This is a genomic window from Actinomyces respiraculi, from assembly GCF_014595995.2.
Taxonomy (GTDB): domain Bacteria; phylum Actinomycetota; class Actinomycetes; order Actinomycetales; family Actinomycetaceae; genus Actinomyces; species Actinomyces respiraculi.
Genome location: NZ_CP063989.1, coordinates 155,584 through 172,050, shown reverse-complemented (window position 1 = coordinate 172,050; position 16,467 = coordinate 155,584). Strand labels below are relative to the sequence as shown.

General features: G+C 71.3%; 13 protein-coding genes. 4 read left to right on the top strand and 9 right to left on the bottom strand.

Translation table 11 applies throughout. From position 1 onward, the window contains the following. Nucleotides 1-34 precede the first annotated feature (34 nt). From ID810_RS00710 to ID810_RS00700, 3 genes are all read left to right on the top strand, one after another. Complete coding sequence (locus ID810_RS00710) at nucleotides 35-1,441, top strand: ABC transporter substrate-binding protein (protein WP_166856972.1); 1,407 nt, start codon at nucleotides 35-37, stop codon at nucleotides 1,439-1,441. 85 nt (nucleotides 1,442-1,526) lie between these two features. Further along, on the top strand, nucleotides 1,527-2,456 hold the full coding sequence (locus ID810_RS00705) for a carbohydrate ABC transporter permease (protein ID WP_166856970.1): 930 nt from the start codon (nucleotides 1,527-1,529) through the stop codon (nucleotides 2,454-2,456). After that, a complete protein-coding gene (locus tag ID810_RS00700; protein ID WP_166856968.1) occupies nucleotides 2,453-3,262 on the top strand; it encodes a carbohydrate ABC transporter permease in 810 nt (269 codons plus the stop codon). The genes ID810_RS00705 and ID810_RS00700 overlap by 4 nt, the downstream gene beginning before the upstream one ends. A gap of 90 nt (nucleotides 3,263-3,352) precedes the next feature. Here ID810_RS00700 and ID810_RS00695 read toward each other — a convergent pair whose 3' ends face one another. The 6 genes from ID810_RS00695 to ID810_RS00670 all read right to left on the bottom strand — a co-directional run bounded on the left by ID810_RS00695 (nucleotide 3,353) and on the right by ID810_RS00670 (nucleotide 10,437). Next, nucleotides 3,353-3,727 (bottom strand): Rv3654c family TadE-like protein, encoded by a 375-nt coding sequence (locus tag ID810_RS00695; RefSeq protein WP_268916227.1) that lies wholly within the window; start codon nucleotides 3,725-3,727, stop codon nucleotides 3,353-3,355. Nucleotides 3,728-3,837: 110 nt separating this feature from the next. Next, a complete protein-coding gene (locus ID810_RS00690) occupies nucleotides 3,838-4,155 on the bottom strand; it encodes a TadE family type IV pilus minor pilin (protein WP_166856964.1) in 318 nt (105 codons plus the stop codon). A gap of 90 nt (nucleotides 4,156-4,245) precedes the next feature. Beyond that, on the bottom strand, nucleotides 4,246-4,551 hold the full coding sequence (locus ID810_RS00685) for a DUF4244 domain-containing protein (protein WP_166856962.1): 306 nt from the start codon (nucleotides 4,549-4,551) through the stop codon (nucleotides 4,246-4,248). A gap of 178 nt (nucleotides 4,552-4,729) precedes the next feature. Beyond that, nucleotides 4,730-5,251 (bottom strand): GNAT family N-acetyltransferase, encoded by a 522-nt coding sequence (locus ID810_RS00680; RefSeq protein WP_166856960.1) that lies wholly within the window; start codon nucleotides 5,249-5,251, stop codon nucleotides 4,730-4,732. A gap of 51 nt (nucleotides 5,252-5,302) precedes the next feature. Further along, nucleotides 5,303-8,929 (bottom strand): DEAD/DEAH box helicase, encoded by a 3,627-nt coding sequence (locus tag ID810_RS00675; protein ID WP_166856958.1) that lies wholly within the window; start codon nucleotides 8,927-8,929, stop codon nucleotides 5,303-5,305. A gap of 134 nt (nucleotides 8,930-9,063) precedes the next feature. Continuing rightward, the gene (locus ID810_RS00670) at nucleotides 9,064-10,437 is read right to left on the bottom strand and encodes a cation:proton antiporter (RefSeq protein WP_166856957.1); all 1,374 of its coding nucleotides are present in this window, start codon (nucleotides 10,435-10,437) and stop codon (nucleotides 9,064-9,066) included. A 56-nt stretch (nucleotides 10,438-10,493) separates the two neighbouring features. Between ID810_RS00670 and ID810_RS00665 the strand changes: the two genes are divergently transcribed. Beyond that, entirely contained in the window at nucleotides 10,494-11,840 is a 1,347-nt protein-coding gene (locus tag ID810_RS00665; RefSeq protein ID WP_235931552.1) for a DUF4921 family protein, read from the top strand. 26 nt (nucleotides 11,841-11,866) lie between these two features. Here ID810_RS00665 and ID810_RS00660 read toward each other — a convergent pair whose 3' ends face one another. From ID810_RS00660 to ID810_RS00650, 3 genes are all read right to left on the bottom strand, one after another. Then, nucleotides 11,867-12,730, bottom strand: a complete 864-nt coding sequence (locus ID810_RS00660; RefSeq protein ID WP_166856955.1) for a glutathione S-transferase C-terminal domain-containing protein — start codon at nucleotides 12,728-12,730, stop codon at nucleotides 11,867-11,869. Nucleotides 12,731-12,947: 217 nt separating this feature from the next. Beyond that, the gene (locus ID810_RS00655) at nucleotides 12,948-14,798 is read right to left on the bottom strand and encodes a dipeptide ABC transporter ATP-binding protein (RefSeq protein WP_243856639.1); all 1,851 of its coding nucleotides are present in this window, start codon (nucleotides 14,796-14,798) and stop codon (nucleotides 12,948-12,950) included. Further along, complete coding sequence (locus ID810_RS00650) at nucleotides 14,798-16,462, bottom strand: ABC transporter substrate-binding protein (RefSeq protein WP_166856953.1); 1,665 nt, start codon at nucleotides 16,460-16,462, stop codon at nucleotides 14,798-14,800. Before ID810_RS00650 ends, ID810_RS00655 begins: the two co-directional genes overlap by 1 nt. Nucleotides 16,463-16,467 lie beyond the last annotated feature (5 nt).

Below are 16,467 nucleotides of genomic sequence, written 5' to 3'. Positions count from 1 at the left end.
ACGCGCCCCGCGCCACCCAGTCAAGGAGAAGACCATGAGCCCCCGTCCCATCCCACCGACCTCGCAGGCGCTGCGCCTGGCCACCACCCGCAGAGGCTTCCTCGTCTCCACGGGCGCCCTCGCTGCGACAGGCGCCCTCGCCGCCTGCGCACCCGGTTCCTCGGGAGGCTCCGCCAGCCCCGGTTCCGCCCCCATGGAGGTCACCACCGATATCGCCTCCCTGCCCGAGCAGACGCTCGTCGTGTGGGACCAGGAGGTCCGCGGCGGCCAGAACGAGCAGATGGAGAGGCTCAATGCGGCCTTCATGACAACGTACCCGAACATCACGATCGAGCGGAACTCGCAGTCCTTCGACGACCTGCAAACCACGCTGCGCCTGGCGCTGACCGGCGACGACGCCCCCGACGTCGTCGAGGCGAACAACAGCCGCAGCACCATGGGCCAGTTCGTCGCCGCCGGCCAACTCGTGGCCCTCGACCCGTGGATCGAGGCCTACGGCTGGCACTCCTCCTACTCGCCGTCGATCCTCAGCTACTCCTCCTACTCCGAGGACGGCAGAGTCTTCGGCGAGGGCAGGCTGTGGGGACTGCCCCAGGTCGGGGAGTCCGTCGGCATCTACTATTCAGCCTCGCGCCTGGCCGAGCTCGGCATGGACCTGCCGGTCACCTGGGAGGACTTCACCGAGGGCCTGAGGACCATTAAGGATGCGGGCAAGACCCCCCTCATGCTGGGCAATGTCGAGAAGTGGCCCGCCCTGCACGTCTTCGGCCCCGTCCAGGGCGCCCACGTCGACCCGCGAACCATCCGCGCCCTGGGCTTCGGCAACGCCGGCGCCTCCTGGAGCACCCCCGAGAATCTCGCCGCCGCCGCCGAGATCCAGGCCTGGGCCACCAGCGGTTACTTCAATGAGGGTTTCAACGGCGTCGACTACGACACCGTCTGGCAGGACTTCTCAACCGGCACAGGCGTCTACCTCATCGCCGGCTCCTGGCTGGCCCCGGACCTCGAGGCCGTCATGGGCGAGGACGTGCGCTTCATGCTCCCGCCCAAGGCGCAGGGCATGAGCACGGTGGCGACCACCGGCGGCACCGGACTGCCCTTCGCCATCACCTCCGCGGCGAAGGACAAGAACGTCGCCGCCGCCTACATCAACTTCATCACCAACGCCGACGCCATGAAGGCTCTGGCCCAGACCGGCAACGTGCCGGTCAACGACACGGCCTCCTTCACCACCGAGGCCACGAGCGTCGTCAACGACGTCATGACCGCCTTCGAGGAGGTCACGACCTCGGGCGACGTGCTGCCCTACCTCGACTACGCGACCCCGACCTTCGACCAGGTCATGGGCGACGCCCTCCAGATGCTGCTCGACAACCGCTCGACCCCGCAGGAGTTCCTCGACTCCCTCGAGGCCGCCTACACGGAGTTCACGGGCGCCTGAGCGCCGACGGCCCGTGCACAACCATCCGCGGGCCGGGCGCCGACGCACCGGCGCCTGGCCCGCCCCCATCACCCGAGGTTCACCGATGACCGCTCAGACCACGCCGTCGGCGACGGCCAGACCGCCCCGCGAGCGCAGAAGGCTGTCGACCAGGCGCAGCCACGTCGTCGTCTCCATCGCGCTGCTGGCACTGCCCGTGCTCGTCTACGCGCTGTTCATGCTCTACCCGCTGGCGCGGGTGGTGCAGCTGTCCTTCTACCAGTGGGACGGCCTGAGCCTCGGTACCTGGGTGGGGCTCGACAACTACCGGACCACCTTCACCGACGGGCGCCTCGTCGGCGCCTTCGTCCACGCACTCGTCCTCATCGTCTTCTACGCCGTCCTGCCGCTGGCGATCGGCCTGGTGCTCGCCAGCCTTCTGGCGCGGTCGCAGGTGCGGGGCACCGGCTTCTTCCGCACGGTCGTGTTCCTGCCGCAGGTCATCGCGATGGTCGTCCTGGCAGTGTCGTGGCGGAGAATCTACGCACCGGACGGCCTGCTCAACTCCGGTCTCAGGCTCATCGGACTCGACGCCCTCACAAGGTCCTGGTTGGGCGACTTCGACACAGCGCTCATCGCCGTCGGCCTCATCGGCACGTGGGTGAGCACCGGGCTCGTGACGGTCCTGCTCATGTCCGGTATCGCCGGCATCCCGAAGGACTACTACGAAGCCGCCATGCTCGACGGCGCCGGCTGGTGGCGCCGCTTCTGGTATGTGACGGTCCCCGGCGTGCGCGCCGAGATCCTCGTGTCCCTCACGCTCACGGTCATCGCTGCCCTCAAGACCTTCGACCTGGTGTACGTCACCACCTCCGGCGGACCGGGGACCTCGACGACTGTGCCCTCCTACGAGGTGTACAACCAGGCTTTCCGGCTCGGCCAGGTGGGCACGGCCTCCTCGCTAGCGGTCGTTCTCACACTGGTCATCTTCGTCATCAACCTCACCATCAACCTGCTCGGGGAGCATGAGCGATGAGCACAAGCCGCACCGAGAGGGTCGTCAGCAGCATGGTCCTGCTGCTCTTCGCGCTCCAGGCACTCGTCCCCGTCCTGTACATCGTCGTTCTGGCGCTGAGCTCCGAGAAGATCGGCGATGCCTCGTGGGGCCACCTGGACAACTTCGCGACCGCCTGGGAACAGGGTCACTTTTCCCAGTACATGACGAACTCGGTGCTCATCGCCGTGCTCGTCGTCTGCCTGGCTCTCGTGCTCTCACTCATGAGCGGCTACGTGCTGGGCAGCCTGCGCCCCAGGGGTGCCGACCTCATCTTCTACGTGTTCCTCATCGGCATCATGGTGCCCTCGGAGGCGATCGTGCTGCCCCTGTTCTTCGACATGCGCGCCCTCGGCCTGACGGACACGATCTGGGCTGTGGCGCTACCCCAGACGGCCCAGTCGCTGGCCTTCGGCACCTTTTGGATGCGCGCCTTCTTCCGCGGCGTGGACCCGGCCATCCTCGAGGCTGCCCGCATCGACGGGGCGACCGATGCGCGGATCCTCGTGTCGATCCTGCTGCCCATCGGCCGACCCGCGATCGTCACCCAGGTGGTACTGACCTTCATGTGGACGTGGAACGACTTCCTCATCCCGCTGGTGATGAGCCCATCGGGGCGGATGCGCACCGCACCGCTGGGTCTGGCCTTCTTCCAGGGCCAGTACACGCAGGGCACGACGCTGCTCGCGGCGGGCGCCGTGCTCGTCGCGCTGCCGGTGGTACTGCTGTACCTCGTCCTGCAAAAGCAGTTCATCTCCGGCATGACCGACGGTGCCGTCAAGGGCTGAACTCCGGCGGCACGCGGCCGGGGCGACGGCGGGGTGGCCGGCCCCGGCCACCTGGCGCTCGTGCGACACGACACCCACGGCCTGCACCGCTTACTCGGCCGGACCGGCCCGGGCCGCTGCGGACGCCGCGCGCCCGACCCCCAGCACGCTCACGCCGACGACGACCCGCACCGTCACGTCCTCGCCCTCCACGGTGCAGCCGGTGAGCACGGCCCCGTTGGCCTCGGCAACCTGCCGCGCCACCGAGCACGGCTCGGCCGGGGCGAGGATCGAGCTCAGTGCCGTCGCCCCGCCCAGCGCGGCGAGGTCCGCGGCCAGGCGCGCCCGGCCCGCAGCCGCCTGAGCCTGCATGAGCGCGGTCGCGCCGACGGCGAGGACGAGCAGGACGGCGATGATCGCAAGCGCCATGACGGTCCCCGACCCGTGCTCACCACCGTGGCGTGGCCCGTATTCACCAACGCGAATGAACCCGCGCTCATCACCACAGCGGGACCCGCGCTCCGGCCGGGCCCGCCGTGCTCCGGCGCTCATGGCCCGTCCCGTTGCTGTGCTCAGGGCCTGCCGTGCCCCGGCACTCATGGCGGGCCCGGCTCGGTCCAGGCGCAGGCACGGCTGCGCGCGTACACCCCCGCAGCGCCCAGGGGACCGGGCACCGCGCGACTGGCACTCACGCAGGTCAGGCCACCTTCCGTTGACACGCTCAGCTCGACCTCGCCCGCCGCACGCAAGGCGGGTCCGGTCAAGTCGGTCTCACCGATGGCTGCGGCCCGTGCGGCCACACGGGCGGCGTCGGCCACTCGTAGCTGGGTCACGCCGGCGCTCACGCCGGACAGGACGAGGATGAGCACGATGGCGACGGCCGGCATGGTCACGGCGGTCTCCGCCGTGACCATGCCGTGCTCATCGCCGCCGGGCGGGTGCGACGGCGCCCGCCCCACCTGCTCGCGCCGTGCCCGTGGGGTCCCCCAGGATCGGCGCACAGCTCAGCCGATCGACAGGGCCGACTCGATGAGGCTCTGGATGAGCCCACTGATGGAGCCGGATCGGATGACGGCGAGCAGCAGGCCTGCGAAGGCCGCCGCGGCAAGGGTGCCGATGGCGTACTCGGCGGTCGCCATACCGGCCTCCCCGCCGGGGTCGGCGGTGCCGTCCGGCGCAAACCGGGCACAGGGGCCCTCAGTGCTCAGGTGCCGACCGAGATGGCCACCCGACTCAGGGTGGGCCAGCAGCCATGAGATGCGCACGGCGTCCAGGACGCGGCGCGCGGGAGCGCGGGTAGTGGTGGGCATGTCTCCTCCTGAGAGTCAGAGACAGCGGCCCCGCTCAGATCCGGGTCCGCCGTCCGCGGGCGGCCTTGCCCGCCTGCTCAGACTGACTCAGCTGCCTCCTGCGGCGCACGGCGCCTTCGCCCACCTGTGGACTCAGGTGTCACGGCGGGCCCCTGTGGTGCCCGGGCCCCGTGAGTGCTCAGGCCGGACGGCAGTAGATGAGGTCACGGTCCTCGTGGGTGCCGACGGCGAAGACATGCTCACCGACCTCTGAGAAGCCGAAGCGCCGGTAGAAGCGCTGGGCACCGATGTTGTTCTCCCACACGCCGAGCCACAGCACGCGCGGGCCGTCGGCCAGGAGCCACTGCATCGCCGCGCTCATGAGGGCGGCGCCACGGGCCCCACCCTGGTAGGGACGCCGCAGGTAGAGACGTTTGACCTCACCGTCACCGGGACGCACGTCCTCGTGCTCGAGGTCGCAGGGGCCGGCGAGCACATAGCCGACGGCCGTGGCGACGCCGTCGTCCTCCTCCTCGCACAGCAGGAAGCAGTGGGCGGGGTCGTCGAGAAGAGCGGAGAGGGCGGCCTCGGAGTAGGTCTCGGCGAGGAAGGCTTCCAGGTCCTCGGGGGCGTAGAGGTGGGCGAAGGTCTCGCAGAAGGTCTCGACGGACAGGGCCTGGAGCACGGGAAGGTCCGCGTGGGTGGCCGGGCGGATGTTCATGAGGGCATTGTGCTCAGGCACCGGCCACGGGTGTAAGAGCCGGGCGCCCGCTCAGCCCGCAAGCAGGTCGCGGATCTCCTCAGCCGTGAGCGAGGCCCGCACCGGGGCCTCACCGCCCTCGATGACGCGGGCGAAGAGGTCGGCCTTCTTCTCCTTCAGGGCCATGACCTTCTCCTCGATGGTGCCCGCGCACACGAGCCGGTAGACGAGCACCGGCCGGTCCTGGCCGATGCGGTGCACGCGGTCGACCGCCTGCTCCTCCACCTGCGGGTTCCACCACGGGTCGAGCAGGAACACGTAGTCGGCCTCGGTGAGGGTCAGGCCAAAGCCCCCGGCCTTGAGCGAGATGAGGAAGACGTCGCCCTCGCCGGCCCGGAACCGGGAGATGACCGTGTCACGGTCCGTGGTGGAGCCGTCCAGGTAGAGCACGCGCAGGCCCGCCCCCGTCAAGACCTCCTGGACACCGCGCAGGTAGCGTGTGAACTGGCTGAAGACGAGGGCTTTGTGTCCCTCGGCGATGATGGGTCGCAGGGTGTCGAGCAGCAGCTCGGCTTTCGCGGCGGGCCGACGCCGCGCGCGTGCGCTCTCCCCGGCCACCTGCCCGGGCACGCCGGCCACCCGCCCAGCCTCCTGCCCGGCCGCGCCGCCCGCCTCACCGGCCACGCCGGCCTCATCCCCGGCCGCGTCCTGCTCGTCCTGCTCGTCCTGCTCGCCCTGCTCGCCCATCGCGACGAGCTCGGGGTCGAGCGCCATCTGGCGCAGGATGGTCAGCGAGCGCAGGGCGCTGAAGCGGGCCTGGGCGGTGTCGTCCTCAAGCAGGCCCATGACCTTCTGCCGCTCGCGGATGAGCCTGAGCTCGTAGGCGCGCCGGTGCGCGGGGCTGAGCTCGACGCTCAGAATCTGCTCGGTCTTGACCGGCAGGTCGACGGCGACCTGTTCCTTGGTGCGGCGCAGCATGAAGGGGCCGATGCGGCGGCGCAGGTCCGCCAGGCGTTGGGAGCCCGCGGCTCCCCCGCGCTCGATGGTGCGCCGGTAGAGGTCGTTGAAGCGCTCGGGCCCGGGCAGCAGTCCAGGAGCGCTGACGCTCAGCAGGCTCCACAGGTCCATGAGGGAGTTCTCCAGCGGTGTGCCGGTGACCACCAGGGCGCAGGGCGTGCGCAGGCGCCGCACGGCCCGGTAGGTGGCGGAGGCGTGGTTCTTGATGAACTGGGCCTCGTCGAGCACCACCCAGGACCAGTCGACGCCGGCCCAGTCCTCCTCGTTCAGGCGCACGATCGTGTAGCTGGTGACGACGACGTCTGCGCCGGCAGTCTCTTGTGCGAGCGCGGTGCCGCGCGCGGAACGGGTGCGGGTGACGGCACGCACGTCCAGGTCCGGGCAGAAGCGCCGGGCCTGCTCCACCCAGGCCCCGACGACACTCGTGGGTGCGACGACGAGCACCGGCGGGCGGAGTGCGTCGGTCTCCTCAGCCATGCGCTGGACCTCGGCGAGGACCTGCACGGTCTTGCCCAGCCCCATGTCGTCCGCGAGCACACCGCCCAGGCCCGCGCTCCTGAGCAGGTGCAGCCAGCGGTAGCCCTCATGCTGGTAGGGGCGCAGGCTCGCGCGCAGTCCCTTGGGCGCAGCCAGCTCGACGACTCCGGGTGTCGCCGCCTCGCCCGCCCCAGGCGCTGCCGACTCGCCCGCCCCGGGCGCTGCCGACTCGCCCGCCCCGGGCGCTGCCGACTCGCCCGCCCCGGGCGCTGCCGGCTCACCGGCCCCACCCTCCATCGTCGCCAGGAGGCGCTCAACGCTCTCACGCCAGCGCTGCGCGGTCTCACCCACGACGCCCATCTCCACCAGCTGGGCGTAGTAGCCCGCCTGGTAGGCGGTCACGCTCATGGCACCCGGGTCCTTGGCGTGCGGCTCGGCCAGCTCGCGCCCCTGCTCCATAAGGGCCGCGAGCCGGTGCACCTCAGGACGGTCCACCTCGATCCAGGCGCCCGAGTCGAGAAGGATCTCCTTGTCCCCGTTGGCCACGGCGGCGATGAGGCGCTCGATGGGCACCTGGTCCTCACCGACGTGCACGCGCACGCGCAGACTGAACCAGTCGGGCCGGTCCTCCTCCTCGCTCACCTGCGTCGTCACGACGAGCTCGCCCTCGGCGGCGCGGTAGTCCGGGACCTCGCCGACGACCTCGACCTCGAGGCCGTCGAGCGCCTCAAGCACCGGCAGACTGCGGACCACGAAGCGGGCGGTCTCAATACCGCTCATGCACCTGGAGTGCCACAGCAGGCCATGCTCGGCAGCCAGCGGAATGAGCAGGGTGAAGGCCTGGTGGGCCGCGCGCCGCTCGGCGGGCAGGTCCCGGGCAACCGGTCGGCTGATCTCACGCGTGGGCGGCATGGCAACGTCCTCCTGCCCGCGCCCCGCCCCCGCTCGGGCCGGGCGCTCGCGCCCGCCCGGCGCGGCGGCGTCGCCCTCACTCGTGAGGTCGCCCAGCAGGACCTCGCGGCGCAGCTCACCGTCGGCAGTGAGGTAGCGCATAAGCCAGTCGGTGCGGGCCCGGTGGGTGGTGCCGTCGACCGTCACCCGCAGGACCGGGGTCACGACGGTGGCCTCGGGCACCACAACCCCCTCGGTCACTCGCAGCACGGGAACGGCGCGCATGAGCCGCGCCATGTGCTCGGACTCGAAGCGTGGCACGTCAGCCTCCGGCACGACGACGCGGCGTTCGCAGTCCACGAGCAGGCGGGCAAGGACCTCGTCCGGGGCGGGCTCGACCGGCATGAGGATGAGCCCGTCCGGGGTGGAGGCGGCGAAGGCGTGGACCGGCTGCCCGACCGGCTCGAGGGCGAGGGCGGGGCCATCCGCCGGGCGGGCCCGCCGCAAGGCCTCGACCTGGGAGACGTCGACCTCGGGGAGGATGATGAGGGAGCCGTCCTCCTGCCGCTCGATGCTCACCCCTGCACGCAGCCCCGACTGGATGATGACCGGTGCACCGCCGTGCTGGGCGGTGGTGAGGGTCAGGCCCGCGTCGAGGGCGCGGCGCAGGGCGTCCCACACGCGGGGCGGGACGTCGTCGAGACTCACGCGCTCGTCCTCGTAGTAGAAGCCGGCCGGGGACATGCGGCCGATCTCCTGAACCGGCTCCAGCACCTCGGGGATGACCTCGTCCCTCAGCCCTCCCCCGAGCACCGTGCTCCAGGAGGCACCGCGCCTGTTCCAGCCCCGCCTGCCCTCAATGAGTGGCAGGAGGGTCAGCGCGTGGCTCCAGCCGCGCGGGTCCTCGGCCACCTCCAGCGCCAGGGACCGGGCGGGGCGCTCACTCACGTGCAGGAGCTCGTCGAGCTGCGCCTGCCAGTCCTCGGCGGCGCTGGAGGCCAGGGCCTGGGAGCGGGCGGTAAGAAGGAGGGCGACGGCGTGCTTGCAGCTGGTGCGCACGGGGCAGGAGCAGGAACCGCTCCAGGTGGGATGTTCACCGTGGCCCGTGGCGTGGAGCATCGTCTGGTAGGTGCGCCCGCTGCCGCGGACCTGGGCCATAAGGATGTCGCCTCCGGCGGAGACGGACACGCTCAGGACCCGCCCCTCATCGGCGTAGCGGCGCCCGCGCAGGAAGGTCTGCCCGCCGGCCCAGGTGACGACCTGCTCGTCGCTCACCTGGGCGGGCCAGTCCTCCTCGGTGATCTCGCGCGCCATGGGGCCAGGTTACGAGGCACCACCGACACGAATCCGACGTCGACCCCGGCGCCCCGGCCTCACCCACCTCAGTCCGGCCCCACCCCCCGGCCGCACTCCGACGTCGACCCCGGAGTTCCGGCCTCACCCCGCCCTCAGTGCGTGCGGTGGGACAGGTGCGCACGCATCTGCGTACGCCACAGGCGCCTCTCCTCCTCCAGCTCCGCCAACCGCTGCGCCAGGTGCTGGGCCTCAGCGCGCGTGAGCCCCCGCTCCTCCATGTCCGCCTCGACCTGCGTTGAAGGCCCCTGGACAACGCCGAGGGCCTCGACCGCCGGCACTGTGTCCGCCTTGCTCTGCAGCAGCAGGCCGAGCGCGGGCATGACGAGCACGCTCACCACGCCCGCCAGGATGAGTGTGGAGGCGAAGGCCGCGCTCATGGCACCGGAGTCCACGGCCACCTGCGTCACGGCGACGATGATCGGCAGGGCCGTCGTCGAGTAGACGGCCACCTGCGTGGACTGACGCAGGGAGAACACACGCTCGCCGTCGGTGCGGCGCTCGACGCTCGCCGCCACCCACACGGGCAGGCCCCGCACGAGCACGAGCAGCACAAGGAACGCCCCAATGAGAAACAACGTGTCACGGTCAAGCACCACCTGGACGCCCATGCCGGAGCACACGAAGAAAATCGGCACGAAGAAGCCGTAGGCGAGACCATCGAGCTTGTCCTCAAGCTCGGCATCGCCGTCGGGAACCGCGTAGCGCAGGATGAATCCGGCGGCGAAGGCCCCCAGGACGACGTCGAGGTCGAAAACCTCCGCGAGCGCGCACAACCCCACGAGCAGGACGACGGTCAGACGCACGGTGGTCTGCGCCGTCGTCGAGCCACCCAGCCGGATGACTGTGACGAGCCGCTGACCCAGCCGCTTGACCCTGTCCGTAAAACGGATGATGAGGAGCGTGACGGCCAGGAAGAAGACGAGCACCGCCGCCGACTGCCAGGTGGAGCGCGAGCCCAGCAGCAGGGCCATGAGGATGACCGGCCCGACCTCCCCCACCGCCCCGTGGTTGAGAATGGAGGTGCCCACCGCCGTCGGCATCAGCCCCCGCTCACGCAGGATTGGCAGGATCGTGCCGATCGCCGTTGATGTCATCGCGATGGCGATGGCGACGCCGTTGGCGCTCAGCGGCCCGCCCGTCACGCCGATGACGGAGACGGCCGCGAAGGCCAACGTGAGCGAGCCCACCCAGGCAATCATCGCGTGACGCCCGCCGGAGCCGCGCAGCTCGTTGACATCGATCTCGTAGCCGGCCATGAGGAAGAGGAAGGCGACGCCAAGCTCACGCAGGAACTCGACATCGGAGGTGATGGTCGCCATCCCCAGCAGGTCGGGGCCGATGAGGATGCCGCCGAGGATGAGCAGGACCGTGTCAGGCACCATCCGCCGGGGGATGACACGCGAGACCATGGGCGCGAGGAACGCGACAACCAGGATGAGGAAGAGAGAGACAAAGGACTGTCCCATGGAAGGCTCCTTCCAGGAGGGGGCGCGGGGGCAGCCTAACGGGCCACAATGACCACATGGTGACCCTCATGCCCTACCTGCCCTCCGCCGCGCCGCTGACCCGGATGGCGGACGGCACGGTCAAGCAGGTCAGCCCCTTCACGGGGACCGAGGTGTGGACCGTGCCCGGGCGCGCCCGCCGGCCGCTTGCCCGGCCCGTCGCCGAGGTCCACGACCTCGAGCCCCACGAGCGCACGAGCACCTGCGCCTTCTGCTCCGAGCGCTACCTGGAGACGCCGCCGGAGAAGGCCCGCGTCGTCGCCCGTTCAGACGGCTCCTTCGAGCGGCTCGATGACCTGCCCGCCGCCGAGCTCTTCGAGACGGTGGCGGACTTCCGCCGGGTCCCAAACCTCTTCGAGATCCTGTCCTTCGACTACTGGCGGGCCAACCACGGCTTCGAGCTGCCGGACACGGCTCGCGAGCGCCTGGAGGCCTACCTGGCGGATCCGGCCGGGCGTGAGCATGTGAGCCGGGTGGCGCGTACCAAGCTGCGGGCCTCGGGGCAGGACCCCGCCCGCTGGGAGGCGATGAGTGCGGCTGAGCAGCGCGCCTACGCGGCCCCCTTCTTCGCCTCGGGCCACGACGTCGTCATCGCCCGGCGTCACTACACCGACGACGCCGTCGACTCCTCGGGCCTGGCGAGCTCGGGCACGTTGAGCGTCGCGGAGCACCGGGCGTACACGCGTCTGGTGGTGCAATCGGCGCAGAGCCTGTACGAGGCCAACCGGTGGGTGCGCTACGTGGCGGTCTTCCAGAACTGGCTGCGGCCGGCGGGCGCGTCCTTCGACCACCTGCATAAGCAGCTCGTGGGGATCGACGAGCGCGGGGTCTCCAGCCAGCTCGAGCTGCAGCGGGTGCGGGCGAACCCCAACATCTACAACGAGATGGCCGTGGACTACGCCGCCTACCACGGGCTGCTGGTGGCCTCCAACGAGCACGCCGTGGCTTTCGCGGGCTTCGGCCACCGCTACCCGACGCTGGAGGTGTACTCGACGTCGGCCGTCTGCGAGCCGTGGCTGATGAACCACGAGGAGGTCGACGCCGTCGCCGACCTGCTCCACGCCCTGCACGCCGCCACGGGCGCGGAGGTGCCCAGCAACGAGGAGTGGCACCACAAGCCGGTCGACGTCGACCAGCCGATGCCGTGGCACGTGACGCTCAAGTGGCGGGTCTCCACCCTGGCGGGCTTCGAGGGCGGCACGAAGATCTACCTCAACACGATCGACCCGTGGAGCCTGCGCGACCGGGTGGTGGAGCGGCTGGAGGACCTGCGGGCGGACCGGCTCATCGCCCCGATGGCCGTGGGCGAGGAGTGCCCGACGACGCCCAACCGCCTGCTGTACAACCCGGTCCTCACACGCTGAGCCGGTCCTCACGCGCTGAGGGAGTCTTACAGCCCCAGGGCGCTGCGCTCCTCGGCACCGACCCAGCCGGGGCGCTGCTCCAGGGCCCGGAACCAGCGGGCGAGGGCCGGCCAGAAGGACAGTGTGGGCGCGTCCCCGCCCGGCATGTGCTGGCGGCCGCCGTAGGCATAGGACTGGAGGGTGGTGAACAGTCGGATGTCGCTGCCGGTGGGCTCGTTGCCGCACAGGTACTGGCCGACGGCGACGACGGCGGACAGCGGCGGCGCGTCCTGAATCGTCAGGCCCGCCTCCCGTGAGGCCTCCATGTGGGTGGCGCGGGCGAGGACCGTGTCGATGACGTCGAGGGCGATGAGCATCTCGCGGGCGGCGGCCTCGGCGACCTCCTCGTCCTCGGAGTGGGTGGCCACGCCGTAGGCGCGGTTGACGTGCTCGCCGATCCAGGCGTCCCAGGCGTCCGTGGAGTTGCGGCGGTCGATGGGGTACAGGTCCGGGGCGCCGACCCCGTGCAGGTCCCACCAGGCGGTGGCGAGGTCGAAGAGCAGGGTGCCGGAGTCGTCGCAGACGACGTGCCCGGTGGTGGTGTCGACCAGTGCGGGGATGGTGAACGGGGCCTCGTGGCCGGGCGTGTTGGCGTAGACCTCGGCGAGCGAGCGGGCGCCGAGCACGGGGTCTGCGCCGGGCTCCCCACTGGCGTCGGTGAGCTCCCAGTAGCCGTCCTCGCCGCGCCCGTAGCTCCAGGAGACGGGCAGGGCCTCGGTCAGGCCCAGCAGGCGGCGGGCGATGAGCACCCTACGGCACCAGGGGCAGGAGCCGGAGGCGACGAGCCGGTAGCGGCCCGGCTCGGGGGTGAGGTCCCCGTCGGTGAAACGGTGCGAGGTGGCGATGGCCATGATTCCTCCAGGACTCGGCGGTGTCGCGGGGCGCTGGGCGGGCGCGTCTCCATGGTGCGACCATCGGGGCCAGTCCGTCACGTGTTTCCCGCCCGGCTGAACGCCGTCGCCACTGCGGTCCCGACGTCGGAAGCACCAGTTCTCGTGGGGAACAACACCAGTTCTCGCGGGGGATAACACCAGTTCTCGCGGAGGAGGGGCGGGGGGTGAGGGGGCCTCAGGCCGCCCGGCGGCGCTGGCGGCGCACGGCCTGGACGTCTGGGTCCGGCACGGGCACGGCCGCAACGAGACGGCGCGTGTAGTCCTCCTGGGGGCGGGCGAGTACCTGTTCGGTCACGCCCTGCTCAACCACCCTTCCCTGTGACAACACGAGCGTGCGCGAGGCCACGGAGTCGACGACGGCGAGGTCGTGGGAGACGAAGAGGCAGGCGAAGCCGAGCTCGCGCTGCAGCCCGCGCAGGAGGTCGAGGATGACCGCCTGGACCGAGACATCCAGGGCGCTGGTCGGCTCGTCGGCGATGACCAGGCGTGGGTCCAGGGCCAGGGCACGGGCGATGGCCACGCGCTGGCGCTGCCCGCCGCTCATCTCGTGCGGATAGCGCTCGGCCATCGTGGTCGGCAGGTGCACGGCGTCGAGCAGCTCGGCCACACGCTGACGGCGCACCGCGGCGCTCACACCCCCGTGGACGACAAGCGGCTCGGCGATCGAGGAGCCGACCGTGCGGCGCGGGTTCAGTGAGGAGGCCGGGTTCTGGTAGACGATGCCGGTCGAGCGCCGGGCCGGCAGGAGGTCTCTGCGCCGGGCCCCCGCGACCTCGACGCCTCCCACGCGCACCGAGCCGGAGGTCACCGGCACAAGGCCCGTGAGAGTTCCGGCGATGGTCGACTTGCCGGAGCCGGACTCGCCCACGAGGCCGAGGACCTCCCCGGGCGCGATGGTGAGGCTGACGTCGCGCACGGCGTGGACCCGACGCCGCCCATTGCGGTAGACGACGTTGAGCCCCGTGACCTCGACGACGTTGTCCACGCCCTCGTCGCGTGGCGCCGACTCGCGTGCGACCGCCTCGAAGGGGTTCTCCTGGCGCAGGGAGTCCAGGCGCGGCACGGCGACGAGCAATCGACGCGTATAGGGGTGGCGAGGGTGATGGAAGACCTCGCGGACCTCGCCACGCTCAACGATCCTGCCGTCGTGCATGACGGCGACGTCGTCGGCCACGTCGGCGACCACGCCCATGTCGTGGGTGATGAGCATGACGGCGACGCCGGTGAGGGTCAGCTCGCGCAGCAGGTCGAGGATCCCGGCCTGGACGGTGACGTCGAGGGCGGTGGTCGGCTCGTCGGCGATGAGGACCCTCGGCCCGCAGGCCATGGCCAGCGCGATGCAAGCGCGCTGGAGCTGGCCGCCGGAGAGCTGGTGGGGGTAGGAGCGGGCGATGCGGGCCAGGTCCTCGCCCTCGCCCAGGCCGACGCGCGCAAGCAGGTCGAGGACTCGCGGCCCCAGGTCCCGGCGCCTCAGGCGGCCTTCGTGGGCGCGGATCGCCTCACCGACCTGGGAGGCGATGGTCTCGAGCGGGTCGAGGGCGGTGGTCGGCTCCTGGAAGACGGTGCCGACGAGGCGTCCGCGCACGTCGTCGAGCACGCGCCGCGGGGCGCCCACAAGCTCGGTGGCGTCGGCCTCGCCCCGGGCCAGGAGGGCGGAGCCGGAGACGGTGGCGGTCGGGGGGAGGAGACCCAGCGCACCCATGGCGGTGACCGACTTGCCCGAGCCGGACTCGCCGACGAGGGCGAGCACGCGCCCGGGCATCAGGTCGAGGTCGACGTCGGCGCTGGCGGGGCGGGGGCTGCCTGCGAAGCTCACGCCGAGTCCGCGCAGCCTGAGTGCGGGTCCCGTCTGCCCGTCCGACGTCGGGTCCACCGCCGTCGGGACGTCCGACGTCGGGCCCACCGCCGTCGGGACGTCCAGACCGGCCGGGCCGACCGCCGTCGGGTCATCCAGGCCGTCCGGGCCCACCGCCGTCGGGACGTCCAGACCGGCCGGGCCGTGGGACCGGGTCTCCTCCCCACCCATCAGGCGCTCACCCCGACGACGAGGTAGTTGGGGTACGCCGGGTAGGACTCGACGAAGAAGTCCGTCACGCCCGAACCCGCCAGGAAGCTGTTGCGGCGGTTGGCCAGCGGCACCACGGGCGCCTGGGCGGCGATCCGCTGGTCGATGGCGGCCCACTTCGCTCCGGCCTCATCGGCGTCGAGGGTCGCGATGGCCTCGTCGATGGCGGCGTCGACCTCGGGGTCGGAGTAGCGAGAGATGTTGTAGCCGCCAGCCCCGATCTCCGAGGAGGCGAACAGCGGCTGGATGTTGGCGTTGGCGGAGGGGAAGTCCGCGTTCCACGAGGCGATGACCAGGTCGTAGGTGGAGCCGTCACCCTGGGTGGTGCGCTCGGTGACCACCTCGGACTCCTGCGGGTCGATGGTCACCGTCAGGCCCGCCTCGGTCAGGGACTGCTGGACCGCCTGGGCGACCGCCTGGGTGGCGGTGTCGTTGGCGGCCAGGAGGATGAGCTCGCCGACCTCCTTGCCCGCCAGGGTGGCGGTGGCGGCCTCAACGTCGGTCGGGTACAGGTCGTACTCGACGCGGCCGGGGATGCCGGGGGCGATGTAGGTGGTGGCCACGGCCGCCCCGAGCGGACCGCCCAGGGCGGAGACGACGGCGGTCTTGTCCACGGCCTGGGAGATCGCCCGGCGGACCTCGACGTCGGTCACGCGCTCGGTGTTGATGGCCAGGTACTGCAGCGGGCCGCCCTCGGCGGGGGTCGCCAGGCGTGCGGCGGCCTCGGCGTTGCCGGAGATCTGGGCGAGCTGGGCGGCGGCGACGCGGTCGGCGCTGAAGGCGTGGGCGTCGTCGCCGGCGGACGCGATGATGCGCTGGACGGAGGTCGACTCATCCTGCCCGAGCTCGAAGACGATGGTGTCGGGCAGGGCGAGGCGCACGTCGTCGGTGTCGGCGGACCAATGCTCGTTGCGCACGAGGGTGGCCGAGACGCCGGTGGCGTACTCCTCGACCCGGTAGGGGCCGGAGGCGACGGGCTTGCGCGCGTAGGTGGCGACGTCGTCCTTGTCCTCGGGGACCGGGGAGAAGGCCGGCTGGGCGACGATCCACGGCCAGTCGCCGTAGGTCTGCCTGAGGTGGAAGACGATTGTCTTGTCGTCGGGGGTCTCGATGGAGTCGAGGTGGGCGCCGTCGAAGGGACCCGTGTAGCCCTCGGCACCGGCCAGGAGGGTCTTGTGGTAGCTCAGGCCCCCGGCGAGGGCGGGGGCGAAGGAGCGCTCAACGCCGTACTTGATGTGCGCGGAGGTAATGGCCGTGCCGTCCTCGAAGAAGATCCCGTCCTTGAGGGTGTAGGTCCAGGTCAGGCCGTCCTCGGAGGCGGTGCCGGTGTCGGTGGCGAGGTCCGCGACGACCTTGACCTCGTTGCCCTTGCTCAGGGACCAGGTGGTCAGGCGTCGGTGGACGAAGGCGAGTGAGGTCATGGGCATCGACTGGCTCTTGGCGGGGTCCCAGTTGATGTCGGTGGAGGAGGTGAGGATGCCGAGGCGTCCGCCGGGGGCGACCTCGGCGTTGCCGACGGCGGAGGAGGGCCGGTCGGCCCCGCAAGCGGCGAGCGTGAGGGCGAGGGCGGACAGCCCTGCGCCGGCGAGGAGGCTGCGGCGGCTGGGGTTCAGGGTGCGTGCCATGGTGG

Coding starts and splice junctions, on each gene's coding strand:
- ID810_RS00685 (WP_166856962.1), bottom strand. CDS start 4,551: ATGCCCACCACTACCCGCGCTCCCGCGCGCCGCGTCCTGGACGCCGTG.
- ID810_RS00670 (WP_166856957.1), bottom strand. CDS start 10,437: ATGGGACAGTCCTTTGTCTCTCTCTTCCTCATCCTGGTTGTCGCGTTC.
- ID810_RS00700 (WP_166856968.1), top strand. CDS start 2,453: ATGAGCACAAGCCGCACCGAGAGGGTCGTCAGCAGCATGGTCCTGCTG.
- ID810_RS00690 (WP_166856964.1), bottom strand. CDS start 4,155: ATGGTCACGGCGGAGACCGCCGTGACCATGCCGGCCGTCGCCATCGTG.
- ID810_RS00675 (WP_166856958.1), bottom strand. CDS start 8,929: ATGGCGCGCGAGATCACCGAGGAGGACTGGCCCGCCCAGGTGAGCGAC.
- ID810_RS00710 (WP_166856972.1), top strand. CDS start 35: ATGAGCCCCCGTCCCATCCCACCGACCTCGCAGGCGCTGCGCCTGGCC.
- ID810_RS00655 (WP_243856639.1), bottom strand. CDS start 14,798: ATGGGTGGGGAGGAGACCCGGTCCCACGGCCCGGCCGGTCTGGACGTC.
- ID810_RS00660 (WP_166856955.1), bottom strand. CDS start 12,730: ATGGCCATCGCCACCTCGCACCGTTTCACCGACGGGGACCTCACCCCC.
- ID810_RS00680 (WP_166856960.1), bottom strand. CDS start 5,251: ATGAACATCCGCCCGGCCACCCACGCGGACCTTCCCGTGCTCCAGGCC.
- ID810_RS00665 (WP_235931552.1), top strand. CDS start 10,494: ATGGTGACCCTCATGCCCTACCTGCCCTCCGCCGCGCCGCTGACCCGG.
- ID810_RS00705 (WP_166856970.1), top strand. CDS start 1,527: ATGACCGCTCAGACCACGCCGTCGGCGACGGCCAGACCGCCCCGCGAG.
- ID810_RS00650 (WP_166856953.1), bottom strand. CDS start 16,462: ATGGCACGCACCCTGAACCCCAGCCGCCGCAGCCTCCTCGCCGGCGCA.